28 protein-coding genes are annotated in these 24212 nt (G+C 40.4%); 10 read left to right on the top strand and 18 right to left on the bottom strand.

Features of this window, described 5'->3' with window-relative positions; translation table 11 throughout:
- Positions 1–19: 19 nt before the first annotated feature.
- A complete protein-coding gene (gene tsaD, locus FTU36_RS00810; RefSeq protein WP_180116625.1) occupies positions 20–1036 on the bottom strand; it encodes a tRNA (adenosine(37)-N6)-threonylcarbamoyltransferase complex transferase subunit TsaD in 1017 nt (338 codons plus the stop codon).
- Between the two features lie 146 nt (positions 1037–1182).
- On the opposite strand from tsaD, the gene rpsU reads away from it, so the two are divergent.
- Together rpsU and FTU36_RS00800 are read left to right on the top strand one after the other, a co-directional pair.
- Positions 1183–1398: a 30S ribosomal protein S21 gene (gene rpsU, locus FTU36_RS00805; RefSeq protein ID WP_001136722.1), complete on the top strand. Its 216-nt coding sequence runs from the start codon at positions 1183–1185 to the stop codon at positions 1396–1398.
- Positions 1399–1437: 39 nt separating this feature from the next.
- Complete coding sequence (locus FTU36_RS00800; RefSeq protein ID WP_078193617.1) at positions 1438–1884, top strand: GatB/YqeY domain-containing protein; 447 nt, start codon at positions 1438–1440, stop codon at positions 1882–1884.
- Between the two features lie 112 nt (positions 1885–1996).
- On the opposite strand, the gene FTU36_RS00795 is transcribed toward FTU36_RS00800, so the two are convergent.
- The 14 genes from FTU36_RS00795 to FTU36_RS00730 form a co-directional block, all read right to left on the bottom strand.
- Positions 1997–2554 carry a GNAT family N-acetyltransferase gene (locus tag FTU36_RS00795; RefSeq protein ID WP_180116624.1) on the bottom strand — a complete coding sequence of 186 codons (558 nt, stop codon included), beginning with the start codon at positions 2552–2554 and terminating at the stop codon, positions 1997–1999.
- Between the two features lie 47 nt (positions 2555–2601).
- A complete protein-coding gene (locus FTU36_RS00790; RefSeq protein WP_168378953.1) occupies positions 2602–2961 on the bottom strand; it encodes a hypothetical protein in 360 nt (119 codons plus the stop codon).
- 121 nt (positions 2962–3082) lie between these two features.
- Complete coding sequence (locus FTU36_RS00785; RefSeq protein ID WP_078188859.1) at positions 3083–4522, bottom strand: M48 family metalloprotease; 1440 nt, start codon at positions 4520–4522, stop codon at positions 3083–3085.
- Between the two features lie 85 nt (positions 4523–4607).
- Positions 4608–5579, bottom strand: a complete 972-nt coding sequence (locus tag FTU36_RS00780) for a D-glycerate dehydrogenase (RefSeq protein ID WP_180022455.1) — start codon at positions 5577–5579, stop codon at positions 4608–4610.
- Positions 5580–5599: 20 nt separating this feature from the next.
- Entirely contained in the window at positions 5600–6247 is a 648-nt protein-coding gene (locus FTU36_RS00775; protein WP_180022456.1) for a hypothetical protein, read from the bottom strand.
- A gap of 174 nt (positions 6248–6421) precedes the next feature.
- Positions 6422–8311, bottom strand: a complete 1890-nt coding sequence (locus FTU36_RS00770) for a M48 family metalloprotease (RefSeq protein ID WP_180007308.1) — start codon at positions 8309–8311, stop codon at positions 6422–6424.
- Positions 8312–8402: 91 nt separating this feature from the next.
- Positions 8403–9941 carry an amidophosphoribosyltransferase gene (gene purF / locus FTU36_RS00765; RefSeq protein WP_078193623.1) on the bottom strand — a complete coding sequence of 513 codons (1539 nt, stop codon included), beginning with the start codon at positions 9939–9941 and terminating at the stop codon, positions 8403–8405.
- A 24-nt stretch (positions 9942–9965) separates the two neighbouring features.
- Positions 9966–10553, bottom strand: a complete 588-nt coding sequence (locus tag FTU36_RS00760) for a CvpA family protein (protein WP_078188866.1) — start codon at positions 10551–10553, stop codon at positions 9966–9968.
- Positions 10554–10558: 5 nt separating this feature from the next.
- Positions 10559–11560: a quinone-dependent dihydroorotate dehydrogenase gene (locus FTU36_RS00755; RefSeq protein WP_180116623.1), complete on the bottom strand. Its 1002-nt coding sequence runs from the start codon at positions 11558–11560 to the stop codon at positions 10559–10561.
- A gap of 90 nt (positions 11561–11650) precedes the next feature.
- Positions 11651–12130, bottom strand: a complete 480-nt coding sequence (gspM, locus tag FTU36_RS00750; protein WP_078188869.1) for a type II secretion system protein GspM — start codon at positions 12128–12130, stop codon at positions 11651–11653.
- On the bottom strand, positions 12130–13269 hold the full coding sequence (gene gspL, locus FTU36_RS00745; RefSeq protein ID WP_180116622.1) for a type II secretion system protein GspL: 1140 nt from the start codon (positions 13267–13269) through the stop codon (positions 12130–12132). Before gspL ends, gspM begins: the two co-directional genes overlap by 1 nt.
- 27 nt (positions 13270–13296) lie before the next feature.
- Entirely contained in the window at positions 13297–13752 is a 456-nt protein-coding gene (locus FTU36_RS00740; RefSeq protein WP_078193626.1) for a histidine phosphatase family protein, read from the bottom strand.
- A 79-nt stretch (positions 13753–13831) separates the two neighbouring features.
- Positions 13832–14905: an NAD(P)H-dependent glycerol-3-phosphate dehydrogenase gene (locus FTU36_RS00735; RefSeq protein WP_180116621.1), complete on the bottom strand. Its 1074-nt coding sequence runs from the start codon at positions 14903–14905 to the stop codon at positions 13832–13834.
- Positions 14906–14965: 60 nt separating this feature from the next.
- Positions 14966–15556 (bottom strand): nitroreductase family protein, encoded by a 591-nt coding sequence (locus tag FTU36_RS00730; RefSeq protein ID WP_171525909.1) that lies wholly within the window; start codon positions 15554–15556, stop codon positions 14966–14968.
- A gap of 211 nt (positions 15557–15767) precedes the next feature.
- Between FTU36_RS00730 and FTU36_RS00725 the strand changes: the two genes are divergently transcribed.
- Positions 15768–16157 (top strand): hypothetical protein, encoded by a 390-nt coding sequence (locus FTU36_RS00725; protein ID WP_180063112.1) that lies wholly within the window; start codon positions 15768–15770, stop codon positions 16155–16157.
- A 129-nt stretch (positions 16158–16286) separates the two neighbouring features.
- Here FTU36_RS00725 and rhlB read toward each other — a convergent pair whose 3' ends face one another.
- Together rhlB and FTU36_RS00715 are read right to left on the bottom strand one after the other, a co-directional pair.
- Complete coding sequence (rhlB, locus tag FTU36_RS00720) at positions 16287–17438, bottom strand: ATP-dependent RNA helicase RhlB (protein ID WP_078188878.1); 1152 nt, start codon at positions 17436–17438, stop codon at positions 16287–16289.
- Positions 17439–17537: 99 nt separating this feature from the next.
- Positions 17538–17750, bottom strand: a complete 213-nt coding sequence (locus FTU36_RS00715; RefSeq protein ID WP_005014923.1) for a cold-shock protein — start codon at positions 17748–17750, stop codon at positions 17538–17540.
- 413 nt (positions 17751–18163) lie between these two features.
- Between FTU36_RS00715 and FTU36_RS00710 the strand changes: the two genes are divergently transcribed.
- The 6 genes from FTU36_RS00710 to FTU36_RS00685 all read left to right on the top strand — a co-directional run bounded on the left by FTU36_RS00710 (position 18164) and on the right by FTU36_RS00685 (position 21713).
- Complete coding sequence (locus FTU36_RS00710) at positions 18164–18358, top strand: sulfurtransferase TusA family protein (RefSeq protein WP_078189214.1); 195 nt, start codon at positions 18164–18166, stop codon at positions 18356–18358.
- Positions 18359–18501: 143 nt separating this feature from the next.
- Positions 18502–19371 carry an RNA polymerase sigma factor RpoH gene (gene rpoH / locus FTU36_RS00705; protein ID WP_078188879.1) on the top strand — a complete coding sequence of 290 codons (870 nt, stop codon included), beginning with the start codon at positions 18502–18504 and terminating at the stop codon, positions 19369–19371.
- 170 nt (positions 19372–19541) lie between these two features.
- On the top strand, positions 19542–19907 hold the full coding sequence (locus FTU36_RS00700) for a DUF423 domain-containing protein (protein WP_180116620.1): 366 nt from the start codon (positions 19542–19544) through the stop codon (positions 19905–19907).
- Positions 19908–19963: 56 nt separating this feature from the next.
- On the top strand, positions 19964–20161 hold the full coding sequence (thiS, locus tag FTU36_RS00695) for a sulfur carrier protein ThiS (RefSeq protein ID WP_111885686.1): 198 nt from the start codon (positions 19964–19966) through the stop codon (positions 20159–20161).
- 12 nt (positions 20162–20173) lie between these two features.
- Positions 20174–20959, top strand: coding sequence for a thiazole synthase (locus FTU36_RS00690; protein WP_180116619.1), 786 nt, complete (start codon positions 20174–20176; stop codon positions 20957–20959).
- Positions 20960–21140: 181 nt separating this feature from the next.
- Positions 21141–21713 carry a hypothetical protein gene (locus FTU36_RS00685; RefSeq protein ID WP_180026856.1) on the top strand — a complete coding sequence of 191 codons (573 nt, stop codon included), beginning with the start codon at positions 21141–21143 and terminating at the stop codon, positions 21711–21713.
- Between the two features lie 82 nt (positions 21714–21795).
- Here the strand turns inward: FTU36_RS00685 and FTU36_RS00680 are convergent, their stop codons facing one another.
- A complete protein-coding gene (locus tag FTU36_RS00680; RefSeq protein ID WP_078188886.1) occupies positions 21796–22407 on the bottom strand; it encodes a glutathione binding-like protein in 612 nt (203 codons plus the stop codon).
- 215 nt (positions 22408–22622) lie between these two features.
- Between FTU36_RS00680 and FTU36_RS00675 the strand changes: the two genes are divergently transcribed.
- Positions 22623–24065, top strand: a complete 1443-nt coding sequence (locus tag FTU36_RS00675; RefSeq protein ID WP_180003024.1) for a SulP family inorganic anion transporter — start codon at positions 22623–22625, stop codon at positions 24063–24065.
- Positions 24066–24212: the final 147 nt, after the last annotated feature.

Raw genomic sequence — 24212 nt, 5'->3', positions numbered from 1 at the left:
CCTCCTTTTTAAACGATTTTTACGCTTCGTTTGGATTAGTCAACTCAGTCATCGGCCAACGCGGTGTAGTTGTAACAGACAAACCATCATGCTGACCCGCTTTAAGACGCTGATAACCTGCAAACGCAATCATTGCACCATTATCTGTACACAGTGCAGGTTCTGCATAAAACACATTTGCACGGATTTTTGCCAAGTCAGCTTCTAAGCGCTCACGTAAACGCTTGTTTGCACTTACACCACCGGCAATAACTAAACGTTTTAAACCCGTTTGTTTTAAAGCTTTCACTGATTTTTTCACCAATGTATCAACCAACGCTTCTTGGAATGATGCAGCGATATCCGCCTCACGACCTTCGCCTTCAACTTTTTTCAATTGAACTGAAACGGCAGTTTTTAAACCACTAAATGAAAAATCTAAACCTTGGTGTAGCATTGGACGTGGAAATTCAAAGGCATTGATGTCGCCATTGATCGCCAATTTCGAAATATTTGGACCACCTGGGTATGGTAGACCCATCATTTTAGCGACTTTATCGAATGCCTCACCTGCTGCATCATCAATCGACTCACCCAATAATTCATATTGACCAATTCCATAAGCAGCCATCAATTGAGTATGTCCCCCAGAGACTAAAAGTGCCACAAATGGAAATTCTGGTGGAGTTTTAGACAACAGCGGCGCCAACATATGACCTTCCATATGATGTACACCAATTGCAGGTTTATTCAGTGCAAATGCCAACGTACGACCAAACAATGCGCCTGTCATTAATGCACCCATCAAGCCCGGCCCGCGAGTATATGCAATGGCATCAATTTCTGATTTATCAACTTTACTTTCTTCAAACAGTTGTTTTAATAACGGAATTAACTTACGCACATGGTCACGTGAAGCTAATTCAGGTACCACACCACCATATTCTGCATGCAGTTTGATTTGGCTATACAATACTTGTCCGCGTAATCCTTGCTCACTATCGTAGAGTGCGAGTCCTGTTTCATCACACGAAGTTTCCAAGCCTAAAACGATCATTAAACTGCCTTTTGCCCATTTCAAAATATTGCGAAACCTATTATAGACTTGTGATATGAGATGTAAATGAGTAAAATACTGACCTTCACTTGTGATCAAGGGTAATTCGACCCGAGATCTTATCCATAACTTAATGAGGATTCTTCATGCCACAAGTTAAATTGAAAGAAGGCGAACCAGTAGACGTAGCTATCCGTCGTTTCAAACGTTCATGCGAAAAAGCGGGTGTTCTTGCTGACGTTCGTAAACGTGAATTCTACGAAAAACCAACTCAAGAACGTAAACGTAAAAAAGCTGCTGCTGTTAAACGCTACCAAAAGAAATTGGCTCGCGAATCAGTACGTACTACTCGCCTTTACTAAGATTAATTTGTGATTGATTGACTAACCTGGATAAGATAAATGACTACTTTAAAAAACCAAATAACTGAAGTTTTAAAAGCCGCTATGCGTGCTAAAGAAATGGACAAGTTAACGGTAATACGTAGTCTTCAGGCAGCAATCAAGCAAATCGAAGTCGATGAGCGCATAGAGCTTGACGATAAGCAAGTTCTTGCGGTCATTGAAAAGCAAATCAAACAACGCAAAGAATCGGTTAAAGCCTTTTTAGGTGCAAACCGAGATGATTTAGCTAGTAAGGAACAAGCCGAGATTGAGGTGTTATCTCAATTTCTACCAGAAGCTATGACTGAGGAAGAACTTGATTCCATCATTGCGCAAACGATTACTGCGCAAGAAGCTACTAGCATGAAAGATATGGGTAAGGTGATGAACTCTCTACGTCCGCTCATAGCCGGACGTGCCGATCCTGCACAAGTTTCAGCTAAAATTAAAGCGAAACTCTCTTAATCTTTCATCTATATTGTTTGATTTGGTCTATTTAAGTACGCTGATGACTTAAATAGCCAAATTATCCAAATTCAAAAAAAATTCAAATCCATACATCATTTATTTTTCTTTATCATCTAACGATTTCATACTTACAAATATCTCGCCAACTTCCATCTACTGGATTTTGAATTGCAGCTTGTTCGATTTCAATCAATCTAAAATTTGCTCGTTCACATAGACGTCGTGCTTGCTTGTTTTCTGCATCTACAAAAGCATTTAATTGCTGAAATCCCAGATCATTCAATAATTGATCCACAAATAACTGCAAGGCTTCAGTCATCAAACCCTGCCCTTTAAATTCAACATTTCCCCAAAATCCAACAGCAGCTTGGTTTTCCAACCAATTGATTTGATGAATATCCATGACACCTAAAAAGTTATGCGACTGTTGCTCACGAATCACATAAACAAAATTTTCCTGATTTAACGCAGCCAACACTCTCGAATCACAAAATGCCAATGAAGCATCTAAATTAGGTTCTTGTAAAGACCAAGCCAAACTTGCAGGAAACATTCGTAAGGTTTCTATACTTTGACAGATCGCCTCATAAAGTGCTTTTGCATCGTGACGCTGAATCAACTGAAGCGTAATTCTGCCATGACGCATATCAAAATCATCGAGTTTCATTTTTATTCAGTTTCTCGTAATGATTTAAAATGCTTATAAATTTGCTTTTAATTTAGGGCACATTGCACATTATATTTTTTTAATAATTGCATCTCTTTTGATGCGATCACCTGCTGAATCACATCCTGCTTATTCATATTACGGTACTCACGATCTAAAAATGCGCGATTTTCGTCTGCAGCACGATAAAGATCATTCACATAAGTCTGAACAATACCGCAGTATTTCACTTGCTGGTCTGCTTTAAATCCCTGTTGCTGCGGGTCTAACTGACTAAAAAATTGGCGTACATCGGTTTTATATTTTTCGTTAATATCATTCACAGCGATCACATATTGCTCTGCGCTCGCTGCTGCAATATTCGTTGCTAAGCCCAACAGACAGGCCGCTAAAATTATATTTTTCATTTGTAAGTTCTTAATCATAAACATTTTACATCCAGCTAGTTTACACTGATTAATCTAAACCACTAAAACTACAATTTGCACTTTATAATCGACATAGATAAGTACATCACATTTGAAATCTTTATATTTTTAATTTCCGTTCATTTTGCATTTCGTCCACACGCTGCTTGATTTTCGCAGAAAGACTTTTCGAGTCTTTGGCGATGCGCTGCGCCTGTAGCAAAGATTTAATCGCGCGTTCTTCATCCCCACCCCAATACTCTACTTCAGCTCGATATCGCAGCACATTGACCGAACGGAAGCTTGCATCTTTGTCTGCATCAGCCATTTGCAACATCAGTCGCCAACCACTCAAGTCACGTGGATTTGCTTGTAAAAATCGCTGTAGAATCAGTTGTGCCTGGGCATATTCTTTGTTTCGAATCAAAGCCTCTGCATATTTATAATTTAATGCCCGATTTTCAGGCATGATGATTGCCGAACTTTTCACAGCGTTCACAGCATCGGCTGTTTTGTTTTGACCCAACAGCACATCGGTCTGTAAAATAGTAAAAAGTGCATGCGATGCATTTTGTTTTGCTGCTTCATTTAATAACTTTTGGGCAGCACTAAAGTCACCTTGTTTAATATGCAAGCTCACCAAAGCCAACTCAGCTGCATAATTCTTTTGCGCCACCATCGCATTTAATTGCAATTCGGTTGCCTGACCCGACAGTACTCGACTATACCAACGCAGAATTTCAAAATCTTGATCAACCAAACTGGTTTTAACTTGAGGCAACTGATTGGCACGTAAGCGCGCCTCGCTCATACGTTCCGTGGTTAAAGGATGTGTCAACCAAAAATCAGGCAGAAAGCTCACTCGACTCGTAGAGCGATGCATCACTTCAAAAAAGTCAGCCATGCTTTGCGGATTGTATCCTGCACGGTACATATACTGCATCCCGATGCGGTCTGCTTCACGTTCTTGATTGCGGCTATAGGTTAGCTGTTTATCCATCAAAGCGGCTTGTGAGCCCATCATTACAGCCGCACCGACATCACCATCTGCCTGTGAGGCCACTAAGGCTCCGACCAAAATACCAGCTAGTGACAATAAACCTTGCCCTTTAAAGGCTTCTTGTGAACGACTGTAATGACGTTGTGATACATGTGCAATTTCATGCGCCATCACCCCTGCCACTTCATCCATGTTGCGTGCTGAATTAATTAATCCCGCATTTAATGCAAATAAACCTCCCGGCACAGCAAAAGCATTAATTTGTGGATCATTAATTAATAACAATCCGACCGGTTGGTTGAGTTGGGTTTGGCTTAAAATATGCGTAAAGACAGATAAAAGACGATCTTCCATCCACGGATTTTCAGTCACAGGAAGTTGACGATGCACCTCACGATACACTTTCTCACCAATGGCACGTTCTTTTTGTTGATCCAACAAGCCGACGCCACTACCTATTTCAGGCACAGAAAATTGTGGGGATGAACTAAAATCTACGGACTGCGTCTGCGCCAATGTCGAACAAAGCCCGAGACCACATGCCAGTAAAATCTTTTTCAAAGTCTATTCTCTAAATTTCATATTCGTACTTCATCGAATATAGCATTGAATTTTGGTGAATTATGGAGAGAACTGTTGTGATTGTTTATTCAAATTTTGGATTGACCACATAGCGTGGCGCGCGCTCATGTACCAAAACATCCACTAGATTTTGATAAGCCAATTCCGCCATACGTTTACGAGTTGCCGCTGTTGCTGAACCCACATGGGGTAATGTCACGACATTGGCTAATGTAAATAATGGCGATTCTTGAAGTGGCTCTTGCTCATAAACATCTAAGCCTGCTGCAAAAATTTGACCACGACTTAATGCATCGATTAAAGCGGCTTCATCAATCACTGAACCGCGTGAAATATTGACCAATACCGCATGCGATTGCATCAAGGCCAACTCACGTTCACCAATTAAAGCTTTCGATTCTGCATTTAAATCCACTGCAACGACCACAAAGTCAGCACGTTGCAACAAATCATCCAAATCACAATATTGCGCTGATAACGATTCAGCCAATTCAATTTTTTCTCGGCGATTATGATAGAGTACATTCATATTAAAGCCGTAGCGAGCACGACGCCCAATCGCTGCGCCAATATGTCCTAAGCCAATAATACCAATAGTTTTAGCAAAGACATCCATGCCAAATTGCTCAGGACCAACTGTACGCTTCCACTGCCCTTGTTTGGTCCATTGATCCAATACAGGCACTTTACGTGCTGCACTCATCAATAAGGTAAATGCTAAATCTGCTGTAGTTTCCGTCAATACATGCGGAGTATGGCACAACCAGATATTTTTTTGATTTAAAAATGCTAAATCATAGTTGTCATAACCGACACTTACACTTGAGATGACTTTTAATTGTGATGCATGCGCTAAATTTGAGGCATTCAACAAACGTCCCGCACCAATCATGGCGTCAGCATCTTTTGAATGCTCAAGAATTTGCTGATTCACATCGCCCAATTTAGGACTAATTTGGAAAACTTTAAATTGCTGTTCTAAACGTTGGATTATTTCTTGATCTATTTGACTAAAAACCACTACTTTTTTTTGCATAAATTTTCCATTTACGTAATTTAAGTATTTTGTCCTGCCTTATTTTGCATAAATTGCCATAGGCGTTTTTTCAATAAAGGCTGTTCAATCATTTGCTGTAAAGATGCCAATGGATACACCTTCGCATGCTCTAAATGCGGAATATCGCCTAGACAAATGACATTTTTATCCAAGCTCATCGCATCGATAAAACCCTGTACATAAGATGCTGCACCACGACCATCTTGCAAATTCACCCAGCCAAAAGGCCACTGTAAAGCAAAGAAATCGGCACTGACTGCGCGCTGAATATTGCTCCACAAAACTTGCTGCTCTGCCGTTAATTCTGTGGCATCAATGACAATAACACAGTGCATTAAACAGATGGCTTCTAAGTTAAACGAAGGTATTTGAACAATTGGACGAACTTCAACAGGCTCAACAACCTTTAGTTCATCTTTAGGTGCTTCTACAGGTTGATTTACAACAACATCAACGTTGTTTTTAAGCTCAGTCTGTGATGAAACAGGCGTTGGCTGAGGCTCATTTTTGAGTAGAATTTCAGAGACTATTTCAGGAGCCGCCTGATCTCGCCAAATATTTGAGCTAAATTGCTGACACGGAGCCGCCTGAGGAATCCATATATCAATTCCCATTGCCGCCATTATGCTTCGCTGATGCCCAATCATGCTTTCATTTTCACCGATTCAAGGCTTGATATTCTAACGGGATTCATTGGTTTTTGCTGAACTTTTATAAATCAATTAGATCATACTATTTCTTTAAAGATTCTTTAGAATTGCTCAGACTACTTTTGACTTAAAATTAAACAATTTATTCATAAATCAAGCCGCTATAAACAATTATACAATCATTAAACTATTTTTCTTTTGCATTAGTTCAACTATCTCAGCTGATTCAAATCCAATACGCCAATATAGTAGCTGCAAAACATCCAACTCATCTTGCGTGATAATTCGATCATTCCATAAACATATTTCAGCAACCCCAAGAATGCTTAACCGCTCACGCAGCAGCAGCCCAGAAATATCATTTAGGATTTCAGCCAAGTCTATTGGCTCATCAGAAATATCGCGATAAAACTCTAGTTCTTCTTTCGTTAAGATTCGATTGAGGATTTTTTCACGCACTTCGAGTTGGTTATCACTGTTAATTTGTTGCACATGCAACAAGGCATCAATCAAACGCACAATACTCGGTTTTACATCTTCTAAAGATGTAGGTGTATGTGCAGGCAACAGATTTAACTCATATTTCACTGTTTCAAGTAGTAAGGCATCGAGCAAACCAATTTCACCATCTTCTTGAATAATTTTGGCCAGCTTGGTTAAGAACTGCCGTGAAATTGTTGCTGGCATGGTACCAATATTTTTACATGCCTCATGAAAAATTGAGATATGCACACGACCATCAAGATTCAATAAGGCATCCACAATCGCACGACTGACTTCAGCTTCAGTCGGAATAAACTCTCGATACTGACGAATCATTAAAATCGCAACCATCACCTCACGCGAACCCGTTGCTGTTTGCAAGGCACGTTGGATCAATTCAGGCCGCTGCCAATTTTCACGAATCTCGGGGTTCAACGGTTTAATTGCATCTCGTATCGCAAAACTAATCGGTGACAAGCGCAGTAAAGGTAATGGTTGTGGCGAGTTCCATGGTGTTGCAACATCTGGACTAGCTTCTTCTAGTGAACGGAATAAATAAAATAGCGGCTGGTTTCGCAGTTTTTTTAAATTTTCTAGTTGCAGGTCATGAATGAGCGCCGGATTTAATTCAAAAATACGCTGTTCAATACTTGGGTGAATATTCATCCAGTTTTGCGGACTGAGTGAGTTTGCAAAACACATATGAGAAATCGATTCCGCATATTCACTATGAATTTGCGAACCTGAATGATGCACATAAATCCTTAATAAGGTTTGAATATTAGCATCATTTTGAATCAGACGTTTAGTTTTCTGGTCATTACGATAGGTTCGAGAACCCAAAGAGATATATTTAATAAAGCGGGAAATCAAAACACCTAAGCTTCCGATCAACCAAATGACCGCGCCAATCGCTACAAAGAGGGTTTCAAACTTATTGTCCCGTGCTTGTCCATTTTTATAGAAGCCACGTTTTGCAATTTTACTGCCCCACTGACTAAAGGTCGTCAACCCGCTATATAAGATTTTCAAACGGGTATTTTCTGCAGCTTCGCCCGACAAGATTTTATTAAATTCATGGCTCAGCAAACCATACATTTCCATCTCATCTAAGGTTTGTAAGGCACCCCAAGTTAAAATGATCGATGTATCTCGAGGGCTAAAACCAGCGGTGAGCGCATTCACGCCCACTTCATCAGGTAGGACATAAAGTGCGGGAGTATCGATTAGAAAGGTATCTGCCAGCTGCTCAGTCATACGCAGTGCAACACTTTCTTCTGGAATACTTTCTATCAGACTCAGACGACGCGCACCTAACTGTTTGGCAAGTGAATAACCACCTAAGCGAAAGGTGTAAAAATCATAGAGAACTGAAACCAACATAATCAGCAGTACAGCAGCCACTAAAAATGGGCTAAGCACATGCCAATAGATAGACTGAGTGGAATCATAATAATCCACAATTAAACCGACAATTACATTAATAATTGCGACGGTCAAAAACACTGCCGCCATACACATGGTGACAGGCCAAAACATATTTTTGTTTTTTATAAAATCATAACCCACACGTCTCAATGTAATACCCTTAAGCTACATTGTCTTTTGTTTGCTCATCATAAATGAAAAAAGCGGGAAATTCCCGCTTTTTCAGTATGTTTTCAGCAGATTATTCTTCACGAACACCTGTTAAATCCACAGAAGCTGCATCAATGTTAACATCGATATAAGCTGGCTTTTCATTTTTTGCAGAGTCATTACGCTTACGCTCTAATGCTGCTAAATATTCAGCATCAATACCGCCTGCCACATATTTACCATCAAATACCGAGCAATCAAAGTCCTGTAACTCAGGGACTTTCTTGGTGCGTACTGCAGATTTCAAATCTTCCAAATCTTGGAAAATTAGGCGATCAGCACCAATAATTTCACGGATTTCTTCAACGCTACGTTCTGACGCAATCAGTTCAGATTTGGCTGGCATATCGATACCGTACACGTTTGGATATTTCACCATCGGTGCAGCAGACGCAAAGAATACTTTTTTCGCACCCGCATCACGCGCCATTTGAATGATTTCATTACAAGTCGTACCACGTACAATCGAGTCATCGACCAAAAGTACGTTTTTGCCTTGGAACTCTAGCTCTACAGGGTTAAGCTTTTGACGCACAGATTTCTTACGAAGTTGCTGACCCGGCATAATGAAGGTACGACCGATATAACGGTTCTTCATGAAGCCTTCACGGAATTTCACACCTAAGGTATTTGCAAGTTCTAGCGCCGAAGTACGTGAAGTATCAGGAATTGGGATCACGACATCGATATCGTGCTCATCGCCCCATTCACGTAGAATTTTCTGAGCAAGTTTTTCGCCCATTTTCAAACGTGCTTTGTAAACTGAAATACCGTCAATGGTTGCATCTGGACGCGCAAAATATACGTATTCAAAGATACAAGGACGATATTCAGGGGCTACTGCACACTGCTTGGTCGACATCACGCCATCAGCAGTAATATAAATTGCTTCACCCGGTGCAATATCGCGCTCAACTTTAAAGCCAAGCGCTGTAATTGCGACAGATTCAGACGCAATGATATATTCCATACCATTTTCAGTTTCACGAGAACCGTAAATTAATGGACGAATACCATTTGGATCACGAAAACCCACAAGGCCTTGACCTGTGATCATAGCAACAACCGCATAACCACCTTTGCAACGTTCATGCACACGTGAAACCACGTGGAATACATCTTCAGCACTTGGTGTAAGTTTTGCGCGTTTTTGCAATTCGTGAGCAAATACGTTTAATAATACTTCTGAGTCTGAATCGGTGTTCATATGACGTAAGTCAGTCTTGAACAAGTCATCATGAATTTCAGCAGCATTAGTTAAGTTACCATTATGTGCAAGCGTAATGCCATAAGGTGAGTTTACATAGAATGGCTGAGCTTCAGCACTGCTTGAAGAACCAGCAGTTGGGTAACGAACATGGCCAATACCATAATTACCCTGTAATGCACGCATATGACGTGTGTGGAACACATCACGCACCATACCCGTATCTTTACGCAGGAATAAACGACCATCCTGACAAGTTACGATCCCGGCTGCATCCTGTCCACGATGTTGTAACATCGTTAACGCATCAAACAACATTTGGTTAACAGGTGATTTACCAGCTATACCAACTACTCCACACATAGCAACCTCGCAGACAAGCTAGGGTTAATAAAAAGGATTATTTGTTGACTCACCCGATCCAGAACGTCCGTGCTTGTTCTGCGACTCAGATGGTAGGTCTGAAGATTTCTGAGCATCTTCAGACTGAATATGATGAAGTGCTTGATTTGCAGCATCTTTGGACAATTCGGTTGCCCAAGGCGCATATGGCAATAATGACTGAACCATTTTAGATTGTTTCCAATGTGGTGAACTTTCTACCCAAGGACCTAGCCCCTGCATAGTGATCAGCACCACCAACAATCCTTTTAAGCTTCCAAAAACACCACCCGCCAGTCGATTTAAAGGACCAAGCTTTAATGTTTTCAAAATACTGTTCAATAACCATGTAGCGACCCAAGTCATGACTACAATCAACAATACAATAAATGCGAACGCGGCAATCTTTTGTACCACTGGATCTGTACTTAAAGATGTCATCGAAGGTGCAAGGACGGTTGCATACTTTGCCGCAATGACAAGTGCAAGAATCCATCCAATGAAGTTCGCAAAGGCTTTTACAAATCCTTGACGCAAACCGTTAAGCCCTCCAATGAGCAAAATAATCAGTATAAAGATATCAATGGTATTCATGATATTTACAATGCGTCTACGCAGTCTTTTACAAGTGTCGGACCTGTATATATGAGGCCACTATACACTTGTACAAGGCTTGCTCCTGCTTTTTGTTTCGCAACAGCATCCGCGCCCGACAAAATACCACCCACACCGATCAATGAAATTTGACCGTTTAATACTTTAGCAAAAGCCGCCAAACATGCCGTACTTTTCTCAAAGACTGGCGCGCCGGATAGACCTCCAGCTTCATCACCAAATGGAAGGCCTTCAACACCTTCACGTGACAAAGTCGTATTGGTGACAATCAGACCATCAATTTTAAATTTTAACAATTGTTGTGCAATAAAATTAATGTCTTCTGGTTCTAGATCTGGTGCAACTTTAAGTACTAAGGGTACATAATGTTGATTTTCATCCGCCAACTCGAGTTGACGTTTCTTGAGCGTCTCTAACAGTTCAGTCAAAGCATCACCGCTTTGTAAGCTGCGAAGATTTTTTGTGTTAGGAGATGAAATATTAACGGTAATATAAGAAGCGTAGTTATAAACTTTTTCTAGACAAATCAGATAATCGTCAACTGCTTTTTCAACAGGTGTGACTGCATTTTTACCGATATTGATCCCAAGTACACCCTTAAATTTTGCAGCTTTGACATTTTCGATCAATTGATCCACGCCATCGTTGTTAAAACCCATACGGTTAATAATGGCTTTTGCTTTCGGTAAACGAAATAAACGAGGTTCAGGGTTTCCTGATTGTGGAAGTGGTGTAATTGTACCAATTTCAATAAAGCCGAAGCCCTGGCTCGCCAGCGCATCGATATAAGCACCGTTTTTATCAAGACCGGCTGCTAAACCAACTGGATTCGGAAATTCGATTCCCATACATGTCACTGGTTTAGACGCCACGTTTTGACGCATCATTCCCATCTTGTGGGAAGATTTCAACAGCGATAATGTCAGCTCATGTGCACGCTCTGGTGCTAAAGTAAACAACAAAGGGCGGGCTAGAGAATACAACATATCTATAAAAGTCTACTGCTTTTTAAGTCGGCATATTATAGGCACAGCACAAATAAAACACCATGCTTAGCAGATCTTTATTTTTACCGATTATTGTACACTCGCTGTTAATTTGACCTGTCCCGCTTCAGAACTTAACTCCATCTTTTCAATACTTAAGCCCATTTGAACCAATTGAGTCAAAAAATTGGCCAGAATTGCATAATTTTCATGCATCACTGCAATCTGTATTTGCTCACCGACTTGTTGAGATGCCACGGATAAACCCTGTTGTTGCGATACACGCTGAACTTTTTCCAACGCGCTCAGTTGTGTATCACCTGCTGGTTTCATCGTGACGGCATTACTTTGCATCCAAACAACAGTATCTTTGAGTTCATTCACGCGCTTTTGTTGAAAATTTGCAGCTTTGTTCATATAAAACAGTGCCGAACCAATCGCTGCCACTACAACAAAAATCGTGGTAAAGATCACCATAACTCGTTCACGAGTAGACAGTTGGTCTAAATAATCAGTGATGCGCTCAATTTGCCCATCTATACGTTGCTGTAGGTTTTCCATTTTTGTCATTATTGTATTTTCACCAATCCAATCGCGCCGTTGGCACTTGGTTGAATATTCCCTAATTCGACTTTAAAACCTTGTTGTTTTAATTGATTGGTTAGGGTTTGCAGTACTTCTGCCGAATTGGCTTTTAGCTCCATATTTATCATCGAGGCTTCATAGCTCACACGATTTGCAGAAATTTGGTTTTGCATTAGAACAGGACCAACACGGCTCAGTAAGGACAGCGCCTGCGCATTGCCTGTTTGACTCTGACGCAATTGTGACTCGAACTGGCTTTTCAGCGTTTGTTCAGTGACAGGATAGCTTTGCCCAAACCAATATTTAAACTGATCAATCGCTTGTGCCGCAGTGATATTGGCCACTTTTTTGTATTGATACCAACGAACTGCATCATAGCTAAACTGTGTAATTAAAGCCGCGACCAAAACTGCTGCACATGCTTTCCAATAGCCACCCACACCACTATTGGCTTTGGCTTTCGGCAAAACATTGAGTGGATGTTGTTTCGGTTTTTTTATATTGGGTAGTTCATAATGAAAAGATTCAATGTGATCATGCGTTACAGCGGCTTCAAGACTATGCGTCTGATCTGAACTTAGATTTGAAATCTTATAGTTCGGCTGACCAATTTGATAATCTAAATACAATGCCAAATCATCAACAGACTGACCGACATATTCACTATTTCGGACCAATAAATGACCGCTGACATTTGCCAAAACATGTTGCCCTGCTTCTGGACTTGGCAAGACCAAAAAGTCAGGTAATAACGAAATGACTTTTACAGGAATTAGCGTCAAAGCATGCTGCATCGTTTCAACTGTACTATGCGCAATCCCCATGACCGTTAATTCATCTGGACTTTGAAAATGATGCAATACTTTCATTGCATCCAAAGGCAAAATGACATATTCCTCAAGTAAATATTTTACGCCGTCTGGGCCAAGTTTTTTATATTGGTTTTTTGGAAAATTTTGCTGAATGATTTGTACATCACGACTCGGAAAGAAAACAACCGCTTCCTTTCCCGCATGTGGCTGAATTTCCTGAATCAACTGTTCAAGTGTCGATGACTGCTTCCAGAAATCCCCTTCTGACCATTGCCAAACCCCATTGGCTTCGGGCATCCATAAATACAACATTAATTTTTCTGCCGTTTTAATTGGTTTTTATGTTGATGGTATAAACGTTTTAATTTGTGTCGACAATCCTGGAGCAATGACCGCTTGTTCATAAATACGCGCTTCTGCCAAAGCATAGGGATTAAAATATTCTGAGACCAAAACACTGGCCATATGTGCCACAACGTTCATATGGCACACCACCACAATAGACTCATACGGTAAATGTGACAACCATTCCACTGCAACTTTGGCATCATCTTCCGGTTTGATGGCATTACAAATAACCACAGGCACATGTGGAAAATGTTTTTGCAAAGATGAAAGTGTTTGCTGCGCCCGCAGTAGCGGACTCACCACAAAAACGTCTGGTTGAATTATATCTTTCAAATATGCTGCAGTTTCTGCCGCTTGAGTTTGTCCGCGCGCTGTTAAAGGACGCTTTTCATCATTCCCCATTACTGGCGGAGCAGCTTCGCCATGCCTAACCAATGTCAGTTGCATAAAATTTCCTTATTCTATTCCGCACATTATATACAGCCAGTATGACAAAGCTATGTGTATTGCATATGAATCAGCAAACTTAAACTTGCTGATGTGGCAAGACAAATTCAACATCACTACGATGGCCATTTTTCATCAATGACAATGCAATGTTCAGTGCCGGCGCACCTTCAAAAATCACTTCGTACAAGGCACTGGTAATTGGCATATACACATCGAGCTCTTCAGAGCGTGCGCGTACTTGCACAATAGTATTAATCCCTTCCGCAGTTTGTCCCAGTTCTTTGGTGGCTTGTTCTAAGCTTTTACCACTACCGAGTGCAAAGCCGACTTGGTAATTACGGCTGAGCGGACTACTGCAAGTTGCAAATAAATCACCGACACCAGATAAACCTAGGAATGTTAATGGGTTTGCGCCTAATTTCACTGCAAAGCGGCTCATTTCTGCCAAAGCACGTGTCAAAATCATACTCTTGGTATTTTCACCGACACCATAAGCCGCAGCTAGACCCATCGCGACTGCATAGATATTTTTCAGAGCACCGCCCAATTCCACGCCATGCACATCATCACTTGCAAATACACGGAACAACGCACTGTGTAGCGCTTGTTGAACTGCATAACGAACCAGTTCAGATTGGCTTGCAATCACAGTCCCCGCAGGTTGTCCTGCAACAATTTCCTTCGCCAAGTTTGGCCCTGAAAGCACACCATAAGGGACTTCAGGAAGTTCTTCACGAATAATATCGCTCATAAAGCTAAAGGTATTGGCTTCAATACCTTTGGTTAAAGACACCACTGCTTGTGAGGTTATAAAAGGTTTGATCTGCTGTAAAACACTACGGAAAGAATGGCTCGGAATAGCCACTAAAATAATGTCACGATTACATACTGCTTTTTCTAAATCTGAAACAGCGAGCAAACCGGCTTCTAATTGAAAATCTGGCAAGTAACGTTTATTGATATGTGTTGCATTGATATCCGCAGCCACCGCCTCATCACGAATCCATATCATGGTGTCACAGCCATTACGTACTGCAGTATTGGCCATCGCAGTACCAAAACTCCCACCACCCAACACCGTAACACGCAGTGCCGTTTTTTGGTCTACTGACACAGGGCTAACAAGACTTGCAAAATCAAGTTCTGACATTGTTCTTTTATCCTAATTTCTTTACTGATCGGTCTTGTTCAATCGACCTATTTTTCACTTTTATTGGTTTGCTTTATGCCAATGGCTTACAAAATCAGCAGACTGTATTTCAGCACGCGGTGGAATTGCTTTCACAGCTGTACCGATATAAATAATGCCTGAAATCAAATCGTTTTCCGTTAAACCCAAGGCTTGTTTAAACAATTTAGATTCAACCACCGCCCCACTACGCCACATGGTTGAAAAGCCCTGTGCTTGTAAAGAGAGCAAAAAGTTTTGTACTGCTGCGCCTGAACTTAAAATTTGTTCGAAATGCGGAACTTTGGGATGATCTTGTAATTGAGTTAAGGCCAAAACCAATAGTGGCGCACGAAATGGATGGTGTTTCACACGTTCCAACTGTGCTTCTTCAGTTTGTCCAGTATCGGCTAAGGCATGTGAAAGCAACTCACCAAATGCTTCACGTTCAGTTTCAGGAATAATCACAAAACGCGTAGGCTTAAGACGATGATGATCTGGCGCCGTTAAGGCGGCTTGAAACGCATTTTCCAATTGCTCAGCATTCGGCGCAGGTTCAATTAAATGACCAATCGACTGACGCTGATGAATATTTTGATGAACTGTATCAACTGCTGATTTTAGAATTGACATCTATACACTGTACTTTAAAACGTTTGCTCAAGATTAGCATATTCTCAATAACTTACTCTAGAATGTTTGCATCAGACTCGGTGCTTATTTGTTAAGTCAGCTTTATTCACAGATTTACTATAAAAAACCGCATAACTTGTACAGCAGCTCCCTGTTCTATAAGAAATTTTATGTTCAAATAAATCAAATTGTTTCTAACTCGGGGCACCGCATGAAAAAATTCAACAAAACTGTTGCCATGGTTAGCACGCTAAGCGCAACTGTGCTTTTAGCTGCATGTACATCTACACCAACAAAATCATTAGCAATTCAAAAACCAAATAATCAATATGAAGTCACTGCCGTAGGTAAAACCAGTTTAGCGGCAAAAAATAATGCGATCGCAGCAGCAAATAGTACCTGTGGTAAAAATGCGACCCCTGTCGTCGTAGATGAAAAGCAAGAATACAACGGTGTTTTAAAAGGCGTGGTCGATGAAAAGACAGGTCAAATGATTCAAGCGGCGGCTGGCGTACTTGGCACCATTACAGGAAATAGCGGCAGCATCAGCAAAGATGATGATTACCAAACTGTACTAACCTTTAGTTGCCGTGCAAACTAAACCGTTAGTTTGTGATTTCGTTTTGTCATTAACGCAAAATGAAATTATCGTCATGAAATAATTGTTATGAAATAGTCGAGATGAAATAAAAAAAGCCTGCAAATCTGCAGGCTTTTTTAGAAGCAAAAATTAGCAATAACCGTCTAAACGGGTTAAAGGTAATTTTTGACCAATGGCTTTTTCAATTTCAGGTAATGAAAAAGCATCATCTTCAGACAAGAAACTGATACTCACACCACGAGTACCCGCACGACCTGTACGACCGATACGGTGTACATAATCATCCGACTGTTCAGGAAGTGTAAAGTTCACCACATGCGAAACGCCATCAACATGGATACCACGACCCGCAACGTCTGTTGCAATCATGATGTTATGTTGACCATTTTTGAACTGATCAAGCATTTTCAAACGTTTATCTTGAGCGATTTCACCTGACAACATCACCACTTTATAACCGTCTTTTTTGAGATGATCATAAAGTTTACGCACTTGATCACGACGGTTGGCAAAGATCATGACCTTTTCAATTGGTTCATCTCGTAAGATGTCTTCCAATAATTTATATTTATCAGACTTCGCCACCATGTAGACACGTTGCTCAACGTCTGCATTGGTTTTTTTCTCAGGTTCAATTTCAACAGTTACTGGTTCAAACAACCATTGCTGTGCCAAATTTAAAACGTCATAACTAAATGTTGCAGAGAACATCAAAGTTTGTCGTTGTTCTTTACGTGGTGAGAAACGTACGATACGTTTAACTGAAGGAATAAAGCCCATATCTAAAAGACGGTCAGCTTCATCAATCACTAAGAATTCAATTTGATCGAGCCAAACTTCTTTTTGTTCCACAAAGTCAATTAAGCGACCTGGAGTTGCAACCATAATGTCGACAAAATTACGGTTTAATAGATTTTTTTGTTTATCGAAATCTACTCCACCCAATAAAGTCATGACATTAAGATCAGTATATTTCACTAATTCTTTGGCATCACTTTCAATTTGCAATGCAAGCTCACGGGTTGGTGCAAGAATCAATGCACGCGGTTCACCGCGGAAGCGTTGTTCTTTAATTGGATTATTCAACAGATCATTAATCACACTGACCAAGAAAGCAGCTGTCTTCCCTGTACCAGTTTGAGCACGACCAATAGCGTCATGTCCAGCCAATGTAAATTTTAAAACCTTTTGCTGAATAGGCGTCATATCCTTAAAACCCAAAGCATCAATGGCTTTTTTAAGGTTCGGATGTAAATTTAAGGTTTCAAAACCTGATGACATATAGATGTGCCCTAAATGAATAATCACAAAATTATCGAAGCATTATAAACAAAAAACGCCCCAATTTACATTGGAGCGTTTCTGAGTACATTTAGACGATTAGTCTAAAGGTTGTACTTCTTCAGCTTGGAAGCCTTTTTGACCTTTAACAACGCTGAATTCTACGCGTTGGCCGTCACGAAGTGAACGGTGGCCTTCGCCCATAATTGCGCGGAAATGAACGAATACGTCGTCGCCGCCGTTACGTTGAATAAAGCCAAAGCCTTTAGTGTCGTTGAACCATTTAACAACGCCTTGTTCACGAGCTGTCATAAGTTAATCCTTATCGTATTTAAAAAAGAAGGACCACCCGGTGTTGCAAACAGCAGACCAAACAAGGTTAAAAAATATTTTTATTTCTAAGCTTGTAATCATTCTGTAAAACTATCAACAAAATCCCGGTTACATCCAAATATATCAAGAGTTAAGAGGCTTCACAGCCAACAAAAATCTTAACAACGCAACGAGCTTAACACGGGTTTACTGCAAATAATAGATTTTTTTGATCTATTTTCCTTTTGAATATTCTTATTTTTTCACATCGTTTGAGTTATAAATCACAAAGGATTTTTGCCTATTTTAGGTTGGGATTTGGCACTGTATTTGCTAATATTTCCATTGAAATGTAAACATGTTGGATCTGCTTCGTGAGTGACAGCCAAAATTCGCTTTTAACTGTAGATGCCATGGGTAAACCCTGCCCGATGCCGCTATTGATGCTGAAAAAAGCTTTAAAGAAAAGTCCAGACCAATCTTTATTGTTAAAGTCATCCGATCCGCACAGCCAACAAGATGTATCACGATACTGTCAAATACATCAGTTAAACTGTGAAATGCGCAAAATTTCAGATTCTGAGTTTCATTACTTAATTGAATCTTAAAAAGATTCAGTTAAACTAAATTGCTTCATAATTGAATAAAAGTTTACATTTCTATACCCAATTTTCCATAATTTACGGAAATATTGGATTAAGATGAATCTTAGTTATTGGGCTTACCCATTTTTAGTTCTCAAGGAGAAAACATGAGTGACAGCAGCAATCAATTGATGCCCCTGTCATTATCGGCACCTGGGGTGAATCTTGGTGCTTATATTAGTACTGTTAATCAGATTCCAATTTTATCGGCCGAACAAGAAAAAGAGCTGGCCGAGCGTTATTATTATGACCAAGATTTAGACGCAGCTAAAATGCTGGTGATGTCGCATCTTCGTTTTGTTGTGCATATCGCACGTAGCTATGCAGGCTACGGCTTGCCACAAGGTGACCTGATTCAAGAAGGTAACTTGGGCTTAATGAAAGCGGTAAAACGTTTTGACCCAAATATGGGCGTACGTCTCGTATCTTTTGCTGTGCATTGGATTAAAGCAGAAATTCATGAATATGTGATTCGTAACTGGCGTATTGTCAAAATTGCGACCACTAAAGCGCAGCGTAAATTATTCTTTAATTTACGTAGCTTAAAAAAGTCATCTAAAAAATTAACTTTGGCTGAAGCACAGTCGATTGCCAATGACTTAAATGTGACACCCGAACAAGTCTTAGAAATGGAAGGCCGTTTAACCGCTTATGATGCTGCATTTGAAGCTCAAGGTGATGACGACGATGAAGGTTCGACTCATGTCGCTCCTGCCCTTTATCTCGAAGATAACCGTTACGACCCTGCGCGTTTAGCGGAAGATGAAGATTACGAAGAACAAAGCACTTCAGCTTTACATGAAGCCATGGATCAGTTGGATGACCGTTCACGTAACATCTTACAACGTCGCTGGTTAGATGACGAAAAGTCGACGCTGCATGAATTGGCGGCAGAATATAATGTATCTGCTGAACGTATTCGTCAGTTAGAAAAAAATGCGATGGAGAAAATCAAAGTCGCAATGTCCTCAAACTAAGTTGAAGGCTTTTCCAGTCATTCTTAAAAAGAGCATTTCGATGCTCTTTTTTTTGTTTTTGTATATTATTGAATGACAGGCTGTAACACAAAAACTTTAGTCATTTTTGCTTTAATCCTGCGTGCTAAATATGCTATGGTTATGCGCAAATTTTGTTAAGGTGAATGCACATGTGGATTGCCATTTCCGCACTTAACTTAGCTTTTGCTGTAATGCTTGGTGCCTTTGGTGCACACGGATTAAAAGCGCGCGCGACTGAAGCCCAATTGGCTTGGTGGCAAACTGCAACGGACTATTTCTTTTATCATGCACTAGGCTTACTTGCCCTCGCGAGCTTATCCAAAGTCATTCCCCAACTTCCAATTAAAGCTAGTTTCCTCCTTATACAAGTTGGTATTTTCTTCTTCTGTGGTTCTTTATATGTGATGGCTCTAGGCTTACCACGTGGTCTCGGTGCAATTACCCCGATTGGTGGAGCGCTGATGATTGCTGGATGGCTCATATTGGCATGGAATGCGTTGAAATACGCAAAATAATCAGCAGCAGAATTGACCTTACTCAATAGGTAAGGCAGCAAGATCGGAATCCACAAATGCAAATCTATTTAAATGGCGAAGCTACACAAACCGAATGTGTCAACCTCTTGCAATTGGTTCAACAATTACAACTGGAAGGCAAACGCTTCGCTGTTGAAAAAAATGAAATGATCATCTCGAAAAGTAAATTGGAACAAACCCCAATTGCAGAGCAAGATCATATTGAAATTATTCATGCCGTAGGTGGCGGCTAAAATGGAGCTCCCATGGAAGATACACCCCTAATCATTGGTTCACGTACATTTAATTCACGACTTTTAGTTGGTACAGGTAAGTACAAGGACTTAACGGAAACTGACCAGGCCATTCAAGCCAGTGGTGCTGAAATTGTGACCGTTGCCATTCGCCGTGTGAATATTGGTCAACATCCAGACCAGCCAAACTTGCTTTCTGTAGTTCCACCTGAGAAATATACGATTTTGCCAAATACAGCCGGTTGTTTCGATGCGAACAGCGCGGTTCGTACTTGTATGTTGGCCCGTGAACTCTTAGATGGTCACAATTTGGTTAAACTTGAGGTTTTAGGCGATGAGAAAACCCTATATCCAAATATTACTGAGACTTTAAAAGCTGCACGTACATTGGTTGACGATGGCTTTGAAATCATGGTTTATACCTCAGATGACCCAATTGTGGCACAAGAACTGGAAAGCATGGGCTGTGTAGCGATTATGCCTTTAGGTAGTCTTATTGGCTCAGGTTTAGGTATTCTCAACCCACACACCATTTCGATCATTAAAGACAATGCCAAAGTACCTGTTTTGGTCGATGCTGGTGTCGGTACAGCAAGTGATGCAGCGATAGCGATGGAATTGGGCTGTGATGGCGTATTAATGAATACAGCAATTGCAGCTGCACAACACCCTGTTATGATGGCTTCAGCGATGAAAAAAGCAGTTGAAGCTGGTCGTGAAGCTTTCCTAGCAGGACGTATGCCTCGTAAACGCATGGCAAATGCCAGTTCACCTGAAACCGGATACTTCTTTAAATAAGAACTCATTCACGGTATAAAAGAGGACTCTATTGAGTCCTTTTTTTGATTTTGCAAACCTGATAATAATGAAAATATCCCATATATTTTGTACTTTGAGTCTTTGTGCCGCATCTAGTTGGCTGTCAGCCCAAGTGCCCAGCACAGCCAAATCACTTGCACCGCAAGGTTGGAACATTTTGATGGCTACGACTGGCGACCTAAACAAAGATCAAAAGCCAGATATTGCGATGATCGTGGAAAAACAAAAAGTCGATGTGGCGACCTATGATGACGATGGCAAAGTCGTTCATAACCATCCACGAAAACTCATCGTGTTTTTTAAAACCGCAAAGGGATATCAACGTATCGTTGAAAACAATAGCATCCCTGTCGCTCAGCAACCCAATTCATGCTTACTTGACCCACTTGCTGAAGCAGAAGACATCCAAATCAGTAAAGGCAATTTACTCGTTCATTTTAGTTATTTTATGGCTTGTGGTGGCTGGGAATGGCCCCGACATAGTTATACCTTCCGTTGGCAAAATCAACACTTTGATCTGATTGGTTTTGACTACAATAGCTTTCACCGAGCTTCTGGTGAAGAAACATCGAAAAGCTATAATTTTTCGACCTTAAAACGTAAGGAAATTGTAGGCGGTAATATGTTTGAAGATGCCAAAACTCAGACCAAATGGTCAACCTTCAAAGCACCGAAGCAACTGACGCTTAAAAATATTAACTTTGATGATTTCTATACACAGTTCGAGTATTAAGCTAAACCTGAGCAATAAAAATCTAGCAATAAAAAAACCGCCAATTTCGGCGGTCTTTTTTAATTCAATTTGAATACACAACTTAAGGAATCAATCCTTCATCACGCATCGCAATTTGAACTGATTGACGCTCTGCAACTTTGTTACGCAATGCAATGATATTTTTATATGGCGTTAAATCATGACCGATGCCATTTGACCAATTTGTCAGTACAAAGAGATAGGCATCTGCAGGGCCAAAGTTATCATCGACCAAATAGTCGTTATCCGATTCACCAATTGCTTTATCGATATATGTCAATAAACGATCAATTTCTGCATAAGCTTTTTCTTTAGCGTCTGCATCTAGTGGAGCACCAAAGAATACGGCATAAGCATCATGTAATTCTGAGTTCAAATAGCCAAGCCATTCTAAAACTTTGGCACGACCTAAACCTGATGGCGGAATTAAATCTTGTTTTGGATCATGCTGTGCAAGGAACGGTAAAATGGCCACGTTCTCGGTCAGGATCAAACCTGGGTTAATTTCTAATGCAGGTACATAACCTTTTGGGTTGATCTCGTAATAATCCACCCCTTTTTCTGTTTTATGGTTTTTTAGGTCAACACGGACCAAATCAAAATCGACATTAATTTCATTTAAAATTATATGTGATGCTAATGAACATGCACCTGGAGAATAATAAAGCTTCATATCTGATCCTTGTTATGTACTATTCAATGTTTTAAATCTCTTCTGTCAAACTTTCAAGTGATCAAACCTGTAAATTGCAAAAAAGCGTAAATGCTGAAACATATATACTCATTGACTATTGTCCATTATCAAGAAGATTTCAAGTCAATCTGTTATGCATTTTTATACTCAGTTGTTTTAACATAGCCGCGTTTAAGATTTGATGAAAAGTTACCGTGTTACAACTTAAAAAAGAACAATGGTTTTCCAATATTCGTACCGATGTGCTCGCTGGCTTAGTAGTTGGACTGGCGCTAATTCCAGAATCGATCGCCTTTTCAGCCATTGCTGGGGTTGACCCTCAGGTTGGTTTGTACGCTTCGTTTTGTATCGCCGTCACCATTGCCTTTTTTGGTGGTCGTACAGCAATGATTTCAGCTGCTACGGGTGCGATGGCCTTACTTATGATCACTTTGGTCAAAGATCATGGTTTGCAATACCTTTTGGCTGCCACGGTTTTGACTGGTGTGATTCAGATCATTGCTGGCTATTTTAAAGTCGCAAAACTTATGCGCTTCGTCTCGCAGTCAGTGGTGTATGGTTTTTTAAATGCACTCGCGATTTTGATTTTTGTCGCACAGCTACCTGAAATGTCAAAGATGGATAGTTGGGGCTATGTCTTTATGCTTTTAGGGCTTGCGATTATTTATCTTTTTCCATATCTACCTAAAATTGGCAAAGCCATTCCATCACCGCTGATTTGCATTATTGTCCTCAGTGGCTTGGCATTATTTTTAGGTGCTGACCTGCGTACTGTGAGTGATTTGGGTAAGTTTCCAGAGACTTTACCTATTTTCTTGATTCCTGAAATTCCTTTCAATCTTGAAACCCTCACGATTATTTTTCCCTATTCCATTACCCTAGCAACAGTTGGCCTATTAGAAACCATGATGACCACGACAGTGATCAATGAAGTCACTGGAACTGAAGGTGATCGTCATCAGGAATGTTGTGGTCAAGGGATTGCTAATATTGTCAGTGGCTTTATGGGCGGCATGGCAGGTTGCGCCATGATTGGTCAGTCGATTATTAATGTCAGCTCAGGTGCGCGAACTCGCCTCTCCACTTTGGTTGCAGGTATATTTTTGTTGTGTTTGGTGGTGTTCTTAAAAGACTGGCTGGCTTATGTCCCAATGGCTGCCTTAGTCGCGATTATGGTCATGGTGTCGTTTACCACTTTCCAATGGAATTCAGTCAAGCAATTTTCAAAGCATCCAATGTCTTTTAATGTCGTGATGATTACTGTGGTGATCGTGGTGCTTGCAACACATAACTTGGCGCTTGGCGTATTGGTTGGTGTGCTCCTCTCTGCGTTGTTTATTATCAATCAATTAGAAAGTTCGGTAAAAGTCATATCAGAACTTAAAGACAACGTCCGTAGTTACACGGTCTATGGACAAATTTTCTTTAGTAGCTCTGAGAGTTTTTATCAATTTTTTGATTTTCAGGAGAGGGTTAGTCATGTGCGAATTGATCTGAGTCATGCCCATATTTGGGATATTACCTCAGTCAATATTTTAAAAAATGTCGTGCAAAAATTTGAGTCAAGACAGATTCAAGTAGAGGTTTTTGGCTTAAATGAAGCAAGTAGCACTTTACTTGACCGTGTCAGTGACTAATGGATTTTTGAAATATTCACTTTGAATCAAATCAATTTTCAATAAAGTGTGACCTATTGAAACCCTATGCAGGATGTATATAGCAAAGGGTTTCAAAGATCGAAGCTCTGATGTGTAATGACATTACATATAATACTAAGCCTATAA

The sequence above is a fragment of the Acinetobacter sp. YH12096 genome (genome assembly GCF_013419215.1).
In the GTDB taxonomy this organism is placed as follows: domain Bacteria; phylum Pseudomonadota; class Gammaproteobacteria; order Pseudomonadales; family Moraxellaceae; genus Acinetobacter; species Acinetobacter amyesii.
This window is presented reverse-complemented; position numbering and strand designations above follow the sequence as displayed.

Excerpts from the sequence above, each read along its gene's own strand:
- tsaD (WP_180116625.1), bottom strand. The coding sequence starts at position 1,036 with ATGATCGTTTTAGGCTTGGAAACTTCGTGTGATGAAACAGGACTCGCA.
- rpsU (WP_001136722.1), top strand. The coding sequence starts at position 1,183 with ATGCCACAAGTTAAATTGAAAGAAGGCGAACCAGTAGACGTAGCTATC.
- FTU36_RS00800 (WP_078193617.1), top strand. The coding sequence starts at position 1,438 with ATGACTACTTTAAAAAACCAAATAACTGAAGTTTTAAAAGCCGCTATG.
- FTU36_RS00795 (WP_180116624.1), bottom strand. The coding sequence starts at position 2,554 with ATGAAACTCGATGATTTTGATATGCGTCATGGCAGAATTACGCTTCAG.
- FTU36_RS00790 (WP_168378953.1), bottom strand. The coding sequence starts at position 2,961 with ATGAAAAATATAATTTTAGCGGCCTGTCTGTTGGGCTTAGCAACGAAT.
- FTU36_RS00780 (WP_180022455.1), bottom strand. The coding sequence starts at position 5,579 with ATGCAAAAAAAAGTAGTGGTTTTTAGTCAAATAGATCAAGAAATAATC.
- FTU36_RS00775 (WP_180022456.1), bottom strand. The coding sequence starts at position 6,247 with ATGATTGGGCATCAGCGAAGCATAATGGCGGCAATGGGAATTGATATA.
- purF (WP_078193623.1), bottom strand. The coding sequence starts at position 9,941 with ATGTGTGGAGTAGTTGGTATAGCTGGTAAATCACCTGTTAACCAAATG.
- FTU36_RS00760 (WP_078188866.1), bottom strand. The coding sequence starts at position 10,553 with ATGAATACCATTGATATCTTTATACTGATTATTTTGCTCATTGGAGGG.
- FTU36_RS00755 (WP_180116623.1), bottom strand. The coding sequence starts at position 11,560 with ATGTTGTATTCTCTAGCCCGCCCTTTGTTGTTTACTTTAGCACCAGAG.
- gspM (WP_078188869.1), bottom strand. The coding sequence starts at position 12,130 with ATGACAAAAATGGAAAACCTACAGCAACGTATAGATGGGCAAATTGAG.
- gspL (WP_180116622.1), bottom strand. The coding sequence starts at position 13,269 with ATGTTGTATTTATGGATGCCCGAAGCCAATGGGGTTTGGCAATGGTCA.
- FTU36_RS00740 (WP_078193626.1), bottom strand. The coding sequence starts at position 13,752 with ATGCAACTGACATTGGTTAGGCATGGCGAAGCTGCTCCGCCAGTAATG.
- FTU36_RS00735 (WP_180116621.1), bottom strand. The coding sequence starts at position 14,905 with ATGTCAGAACTTGATTTTGCAAGTCTTGTTAGCCCTGTGTCAGTAGAC.
- FTU36_RS00730 (WP_171525909.1), bottom strand. The coding sequence starts at position 15,556 with ATGTCAATTCTAAAATCAGCAGTTGATACAGTTCATCAAAATATTCAT.
- FTU36_RS00725 (WP_180063112.1), top strand. The coding sequence starts at position 15,768 with ATGAAAAAATTCAACAAAACTGTTGCCATGGTTAGCACGCTAAGCGCA.
- rhlB (WP_078188878.1), bottom strand. The coding sequence starts at position 17,438 with ATGTCATCAGGTTTTGAAACCTTAAATTTACATCCGAACCTTAAAAAA.
- FTU36_RS00715 (WP_005014923.1), bottom strand. The coding sequence starts at position 17,750 with ATGACAGCTCGTGAACAAGGCGTTGTTAAATGGTTCAACGACACTAAA.
- FTU36_RS00710 (WP_078189214.1), top strand. The coding sequence starts at position 18,164 with ATGGGTAAACCCTGCCCGATGCCGCTATTGATGCTGAAAAAAGCTTTA.
- rpoH (WP_078188879.1), top strand. The coding sequence starts at position 18,502 with ATGAGTGACAGCAGCAATCAATTGATGCCCCTGTCATTATCGGCACCT.
- FTU36_RS00700 (WP_180116620.1), top strand. The coding sequence starts at position 19,542 with ATGTGGATTGCCATTTCCGCACTTAACTTAGCTTTTGCTGTAATGCTT.
- thiS (WP_111885686.1), top strand. The coding sequence starts at position 19,964 with ATGCAAATCTATTTAAATGGCGAAGCTACACAAACCGAATGTGTCAAC.
- FTU36_RS00690 (WP_180116619.1), top strand. The coding sequence starts at position 20,174 with ATGGAAGATACACCCCTAATCATTGGTTCACGTACATTTAATTCACGA.
- FTU36_RS00685 (WP_180026856.1), top strand. The coding sequence starts at position 21,141 with ATGGCTACGACTGGCGACCTAAACAAAGATCAAAAGCCAGATATTGCG.
- FTU36_RS00680 (WP_078188886.1), bottom strand. The coding sequence starts at position 22,407 with ATGAAGCTTTATTATTCTCCAGGTGCATGTTCATTAGCATCACATATA.